7 protein-coding genes are annotated in these 6,989 nt (G+C 33.5%); 5 read left to right on the top strand and 2 right to left on the bottom strand.

Annotated features, from left to right (window positions below; translation table 11 throughout):
• Positions 1–545: 545 nt before the first annotated feature.
• Positions 546–1,094, bottom strand: a complete 549-nt coding sequence (locus tag BAU17_RS03920) for a cysteine hydrolase family protein (protein WP_161901517.1) — start codon at positions 1,092–1,094, stop codon at positions 546–548.
• 156 nt (positions 1,095–1,250) lie between these two features.
• On the opposite strand from BAU17_RS03920, the gene BAU17_RS03915 reads away from it, so the two are divergent.
• From BAU17_RS03915 to BAU17_RS03895, 5 genes are all read left to right on the top strand, one after another.
• Entirely contained in the window at positions 1,251–1,688 is a 438-nt protein-coding gene (locus tag BAU17_RS03915) for an Lrp/AsnC family transcriptional regulator (RefSeq protein WP_161901516.1), read from the top strand.
• A gap of 432 nt (positions 1,689–2,120) precedes the next feature.
• Positions 2,121–3,980 carry a heavy metal translocating P-type ATPase gene (locus BAU17_RS03910; protein WP_161901515.1) on the top strand — a complete coding sequence of 620 codons (1,860 nt, stop codon included), beginning with the start codon at positions 2,121–2,123 and terminating at the stop codon, positions 3,978–3,980.
• A gap of 76 nt (positions 3,981–4,056) precedes the next feature.
• Complete coding sequence (locus BAU17_RS03905) at positions 4,057–4,287, top strand: heavy-metal-associated domain-containing protein (RefSeq protein ID WP_161901514.1); 231 nt, start codon at positions 4,057–4,059, stop codon at positions 4,285–4,287.
• 16 nt (positions 4,288–4,303) lie between these two features.
• On the top strand, positions 4,304–4,621 hold the full coding sequence (locus tag BAU17_RS03900) for an iron-sulfur cluster repair di-iron protein, ric (RefSeq protein WP_161901513.1): 318 nt from the start codon (positions 4,304–4,306) through the stop codon (positions 4,619–4,621).
• 22 nt (positions 4,622–4,643) lie between these two features.
• Complete coding sequence (locus tag BAU17_RS03895; RefSeq protein ID WP_161901512.1) at positions 4,644–5,333, top strand: Crp/Fnr family transcriptional regulator; 690 nt, start codon at positions 4,644–4,646, stop codon at positions 5,331–5,333.
• 49 nt (positions 5,334–5,382) lie between these two features.
• Here BAU17_RS03895 and BAU17_RS03890 read toward each other — a convergent pair whose 3' ends face one another.
• Positions 5,383–6,984 (bottom strand): ABC transporter permease, encoded by a 1,602-nt coding sequence (locus BAU17_RS03890; protein ID WP_161901511.1) that lies wholly within the window; start codon positions 6,982–6,984, stop codon positions 5,383–5,385.
• Positions 6,985–6,989: the final 5 nt, after the last annotated feature.

Below are 6,989 nucleotides of genomic sequence, written 5' to 3'. Positions count from 1 at the left end.
TTTTTGCCAAGCTGACCAATCCATTTGAAAAATCAGATGCAAGCAATACCAGCCATCTAAGGTTTCCTCCTTTTCTGTAATCATGTATATCCTCCTTACTCATTCATTTGGTTTATTACCGTTATTCTTTATATCACATAAAATAAAATTAAGCAGAGCATTTGCTTGTGAAATTTTCAAGACAAATATTTAATAGCAAAATATATAAAAGTTATCCTATCCATCAATTTTTAAATACAAATAAATATACTGATTTCATTTAAATAACGAAAAACAAACAATATAATTGATATTAATTAAGTAAATAAAACACATTAAAATAACTTAAATAAAAAATATTTATATTTAGGATCATTAAATAGAAAACGTTTTTTAAGCTTTTTAAATTAGAAAAAACACTTAAAAAAAGAAGATATAAAGATAACAAATCAAACAAGAAAATTTTCCATTTGTTTCAAGTACATTGTAATTTAATTTTTCCTGTTTTACACTAAACAATCCTAAAAATTTCTATCCAAATATTATTCCTAACATGTCTATTTGTTTTAAAAAGACTTTAAAAATTCTCTCGTATCAAGAACGGTCGCAAATTCATCATGTATGGTGGCAAGAGAAATCCGATGAACTGTTTCAGCCTCTATGAATAAGCCATTCTCATCATATAGACCAAAGGCTGCTGTTGCATCTGATAATAAATACGTACGATAGCCCAAATTCCCACTCATTCTGGCCGTCGTAGAAACGCAATGTGGTGTCGTCAATCCCATAATAGTGAGTTGACAAATGTTCTCAGCTTTTAAACACTGCTCTAAATCCGTTCCGATAAAGGCACTATTTACTGTTTTTTGAATCACTTTTTCTGTAGGAAGCGGAGCCATTTCTTTTTTAAATTGAACGCTTGCGCTATGCTTATAAAATACAGAATCTGGATTCTGAGAAATATGCTGAATATGAATGATACACCAATTTTTAGACCGACACTGTTCCAAGACAAGTTTCATCTTTTCTTCTGCTTGTGGATTATTTCGTCTTCCCCACTTTTCATTGTTGAATGCTTCTTGTACATCGATAATTAACAACGCGTTATTATTCATCCTATCTTTCCTCTTTCTAAATTTGTGCTGAAGTACTTCTATTTTATTCAAACATTTTCCAAAACGTAAGAAGATAAAAAAGTAAAAAAGCACCTTATTCTTTTAATAATTAGAAAATTAGCGTATTATTCCTATTAAAAAAAGGATGTGCTTACTTTGGACAAAATTAACAAACAAATCATTCATATCTTACAAAAAAATGCCCGAATATCTATGAAAGAATTAGCAGAAAAAGTTCATATGGCAGCGCCGTCAGTCATTGAAAGAGTAAGAAAATTAGAAGAATCAGGTTTCATTGAAGGCTATTCGACAACAGTTTCTCTAAAAAAGATGAATCGAGAAATTACAGCTATGGTCCTATTCAAATCAAAAGATTGTCATGGTCTATACAAATTTTGTAAAGAACATCCTGACGTCTTGGAATGTTATCGAGTTGCAGGTGAAGTGAGTTATATTGCAAAAATTGCCACACACTCTGTCGAAGATCTGGAAAAATTTATCGATGCTTCTATGGCATTTGGCACACCTTCTACCAATTTAATTTTATCTTCTAGTAAGAAAGAAACCATTGAATACCATGAAGTGAATGAATGAATAAATATATGTATCCTTTACATTAAAAAAAGCTAACAAGTGTGCTGAGCCCCAAAAGTTAGACCAAAGTCTAACTTTTGGGGCTTACATTATAACTATTAGCTTTTTTCTATTATGATTATAAGATATCTACTCCCCGACCAAACCATTTTTCCTTCTATAATCAATAATGCTTAGACACATGCTCGTTGTGTTACCCACATATTGTTTCACTCTTCTATCTTAAAAATCCCATTCATCTTTTGACAAATCATTTTTTGACTAGTGGTTTCAGTAATCGATTGAAAAATATCCTTACAAAAAAATCAATACAGCTCATCCAAGTTTACAGCACTCAAGAAAACGCTAAATATTTATTATCTAGAATTGATGTCTATCAAGTATTTACCCTAGCTTTTTGTCTATCATGAACATATAAGGAGGGGAAAAAATATGCAACAAACTTTGTTGAAACATAAAAACCACTTGATGTGGATTAATGGTAGCTTTATTTTAATCAGTTTCTTTAATCACTTTCTACTGCATAATCAATTGTTATTTGCTACTTTCTTGATTATTGCTTCTGTTCTTGGTGTGTTACCAATCGCCATACAAGCATATCAAGCTCTTAAATTACGGATTATCAGTATAGATTTACTGGTCACAATAGCTGTTATCGGTGCATTTATAATTAAAAATTATGAAGAAGCAGCAATTGTTACGTTTCTATTTTTATTTGGCTCTTTTTTAGAACAACGTACATTAAATAAGACACGTACAGCTATTAAAGAGTTAGTACAAATGGCTCCTGAAACAGCATGGAAGCAAAATAATAATCATGTTTTTGAAGAAGTTGGTATTGATTCTGTTGAAAAGAATGATGTATTGCTAGTCAAAACTGGTGGGAAAATTCCTGTAGATGGAGAAATCATCTTTGGCCAAGGAACTGTTAATGAAGCCAGTATTACAGGCGAATCGACACCTGTTCACAAAACACTTCATTCTGATGTATTTGCAGGTACGCTATTAGATAATGGCACTATCCAAATTCAAGCAAAACAAGTAGGAGAAGATACTGTTTTTGGCAAAATTATTGAATTAGTCGAAGAAGCTCAAGAGTCTAAATCGGCTGCTGAGCGATTTATTGATCAATTTTCAAAATATTATACTCCTGCTGTATTACTTTTAGCTGGTATTGTTTGGTTCGTTAGTCAAAATATTGAATTAACTATTACTGTTCTAGTCTTAGGATGTCCCGGTGCACTCGTCATTGGTGTGCCCGTTTCGAATGTTGCTGGTATTGGAAAAGGGGCGAAAAATGGTATTTTGTTAAAAGGAAGTGAAACAATTCATCACTTTAGTAAAATATCAACCATGGTTTTCGACAAAACTGGCACACTAACCTTGGGTATGCCTAAAGTAATCGAACAAGAATATTTTCATTCATCAGGAAGACAAGAGCTTAGTTACTTAGCTAGTATTGAACAAGAATCTGACCATCCCCTAGCAACAGCGATTCTGGAAATGATTGGAGAAACAACTATTTATCCGGTATCAGAGACACACGTTACTACTGGTGGCATTATCGCTAAAGTTGATGGTCATCATCTCGTAGTTGGAAATTTACATTTAATGGAAAAGGAACAAATTTTGCTGACACCCACCCAACAATCCACTGTAAAAATGATGGAATTACGCGGAAACTCTTTAGTTTTAGTAGCTGTTGATCATGTTTTAAAAATAATTCTCGGAATTCGTGATCAAATTCGTCCAGAAGTTAAAACTAATTTAGACAAGTTACAGCAAGCAGGTGTTAAAAATCTTGTGATGCTTTCCGGAGACAATCAAGGAACCGTCGATTTTATTGCAAAAGAACTTGGTCTCACACAAGCTTACGGCAATATGTTACCAGAAGATAAATCAAATTTTATTAAACAACTACAAAAAGAGGGTCAAACAGTTGCTTTTGTAGGCGATGGAATCAACGATAGCCCTTCACTCGCGGTTGCAAATATCGGAATTGCTATGGGAAGTGGAACAGATGTCGCTATCGAAACCTCTGATATCGTCTTAATTTATTCGGACTTTGCTCATCTATCTTATGCATTGACGCTAGCTAAAGCAACTGTTCGAAACATGAAGCAAAATATTACGATTGCTGTGGGTGTAGTATTGTTTTTACTATTTAGTCTCTTCTTAAGCACATGGATGAATATGTCAATTGGTATGTTTGTTCATGAAGCAAGTATTTTAGTTGTTATTTTAAATGGACTTCGCCTGTTACACTCAAACAAAAAAATTGCAAAAACTTGAGAATCATCAAGTTTTTATCCAAGAAAAATCTGTATGGTTAAATATAGAAAGAAAAATATATAAAGGAGAAATAATCATGAAAAAAATGATTCTACAATTAGAAACGCTCACTTGTCCCTCTTGCATGCAAAAAATTGAACGAGCACTGAAACAAACACCTGGTGTTGATTCAGCAAGTATCAAAGTATTATTCAATGCCAGTAAAGTAAAAGGAAAGTTCAATTCTGAAGAAACTTCACTGCAACAACTTCAACAAACAATTGAAACATTAGGTTATGATGTTTTGAGCGCGAAAGTACTTGATTAAGAAAGAAGGAATACAATTGACACCACTACAAAAAGATTTTAAAGATAGTTTTACCAAAAACTTACCTGATTTAGAGCTATTTACAGCTGCCATTACTCGTGCACACGGCAAACGCCATACTGAAGTCTTTGACGTGCGTGAGTTATTTCTATCATTAAAAGAAAAGATTAAAAAAAGCCCACATGATACAATAGCTTTAGAAGAAGATTTTAAACAATTAAGAACCATCACAAACCATTATGAAGTCCCATCTGATGGCTGTGAAACCTTCGCAGCAACTTATCAATTATTGTCTCAATTAGATGATATGTATCAACAAACCCTTTCTTCATAATGTAAACAAGGAGGACAATCATATGACCCTTTCAACCTGTTCACACACTTCAGCTTTGGCTTCAAATTGTATTTCGCTGGTCCCTATTTTTAATCATCTAACAGCAGAACAGATGGCCGAGGTTGCGCAAGTTACTTTCCATAAAAGGTATAGAAAAGGAGAATATCTCTATTCTCCTGAGGAAACATCAGATTCTCTTTACATTGTTAATCAAGGTTTGGTTCGAATTTATCAACTCACAGAGTCCGGCAAAGAACAATTATTCCGCTTCTTAAAACCTGGAGATTTTACTGGTGAGATGACACTCTTCCAAACAACTGTACATGAATCGTTTGCCCAAGCTATGAAAGATACTTCAATTTGTATTTTAAATAGACAATCCTTATTAGACTTATTAACAAAATATCCTGCTATTTCTTTCAAAATTATGGAGGAATTTGCCCAACGATTAAAACAAACTGAAAAACAAACAACATTAGTTTCTACTGAAAAAGTTGAAACAAGGCTTGCACTTTTTTTAGTCGAATTAGTCGAGCATGAAAATCAAGAAGTCGAATTACCAATGTCAAAAAAAGATTTAGCTTCCTACCTAGGAACAACACCAGAAACACTAAGCCGCACACTTCGACTATTTGAAAACCAAGGCTTGATTAAGAAACTCAGCAATAAACGAATTTTAATTCAAGATTTTGAGAATCTATTGTTCCTTTAAAAAGTATCAGGGAAACCAACTATAATTGGTTTCCCTGATACTTTTACACCTATGCTTTTGTCTGTACATCTCGTTTCTGATAACCTCTTACGCCGATAACAATTAAAATCATGGTCAATACGACTAACATTATAAGTCCTAAAATGGAAATATCTTCCATTGGAATTGTGTAATGAACTGGCGCAAACGGTGAAAATTGCATGATTGACCAATCAATTAAATTTCCTTCCCAAGCAACCTCTAACGCACTGAACAGGCCCCAAACAAACCAACACAATAACGTTAATTTTGGGAAATAACCATATAAAAAACTAAAGATGCCAATGATTAACCAAACTGCTGGAATCTTACTGATGCTCATTAGGCAAATTTGTAGAAAAGCCCCATCCCATTGCCCGACAACCAAACAATAAATACCAGCACCTACTACTCCCATTAAAATTAATAAACCAGCTGATTCTATTAATGCTAACCAGATTAGACTAAACATATACTTATTTTTACTAGTTTTCTTGTCTAAAATCATTTCGTTTCGACCAGCTATCTCTTCTTTTTTCAAGCTAGTCATTATCAGTAAGGCATATAAGCTGATGAACAGGGACATAATATAGATACCAATACTAATAAATAACAAATTGACTGGAATTTTATCTAGCCAATTTTGCCCAGCTAATTCTTTGAATAATGAATTAATCTCTCCCGAAATAGTAGGAGAAACTGCCGAAAAAGCAGTGATATAAAGAATAATCACCATACACCATCCATAAAACAGACCTCGATGCAAGCGCCATGCTAATGCAGTTGGCGTTCTTAAAGATGATTTAGCATTCGCTGATCCAATTTGCTCTGTAAAAAACGCTCGTCCAATATCTCTTTTTGAAGATAAATAATAAGCAAGCCCATTTAGAAAAACAGATAGCAGAGCGATTAAGAGCAAACCTAAGATATTTGTATTTGAGAAGGGTTCCGTAATTCGAGTCCACGAAATCGGTGATAACCATTTAATGAATAAATTGCTACCTCCAAAATTATTCAAAATATTTAGTAACAAACTGCCCCCTAAAAATAACAAACTAATATTTCTGGCGCCTAAACTAGTATTCTTTAATTGACAAGCAATTAGCCCCATCCCTGTGTAAAATATACCTGCAAAAAGCAAGGTTAGATAAAACACGGCCGCTTCATATAATGAACTCCCCAGTACAACCATCCCAACACTTACAAGCAAACTAGAAAATACAATAGAGATAATAGCTACAAAAAATGCTGCCGTTATATTTGCGTATTTTCCGACAACTAATGAATGAATAAATTCAGTACGTCCAGTCTCCTCATCCATTCGCGTATGTTTGATTACAGTAAAAATTGCTCCCATTCCCATTATCAAAGTAATAAAAGAAATGGAACGCCATAAAGTTGCACCAACTAAATCTGTGGACAAAATCGGTCCATGGACTGCCCCAATCAACGCATCTTGATTGAATTCTGCAATAACTGTTACCAATTCCCTCCCTTGTGTCAATGAAACAAAAGTAAACGCATGACCAATTAAGATTAGAATAGGTAGAAAAATCCAAAGGAGCATGAACCAACGATCTCTTTTTAAAAATAAAAAGATGAATGCCTTCACTCCAGCAAAATATTGTCTCATTCTCA

This window comes from Candidatus Enterococcus willemsii (assembly GCF_009933335.1).
Taxonomy (GTDB): Bacteria; Bacillota; Bacilli; order Lactobacillales; family Enterococcaceae; genus Enterococcus_F; species Enterococcus_F willemsii.
The sequence above is the reverse complement of the archived record's forward strand: the minus strand, read 5'-3'. Positions and strand labels throughout refer to the sequence as shown.

Excerpts from the sequence above, each read along its gene's own strand:
- BAU17_RS03905 (WP_161901514.1), top strand. The coding sequence starts at position 4,057 with ATGAAAAAAATGATTCTACAATTAGAAACGCTCACTTGTCCCTCTTGC.
- BAU17_RS03920 (WP_161901517.1), bottom strand. The coding sequence starts at position 1,094 with ATGAATAATAACGCGTTGTTAATTATCGATGTACAAGAAGCATTCAAC.
- BAU17_RS03910 (WP_161901515.1), top strand. The coding sequence starts at position 2,121 with ATGCAACAAACTTTGTTGAAACATAAAAACCACTTGATGTGGATTAAT.
- BAU17_RS03895 (WP_161901512.1), top strand. The coding sequence starts at position 4,644 with ATGACCCTTTCAACCTGTTCACACACTTCAGCTTTGGCTTCAAATTGT.
- BAU17_RS03890 (WP_161901511.1), bottom strand. The coding sequence starts at position 6,984 with ATGAGACAATATTTTGCTGGAGTGAAGGCATTCATCTTTTTATTTTTA.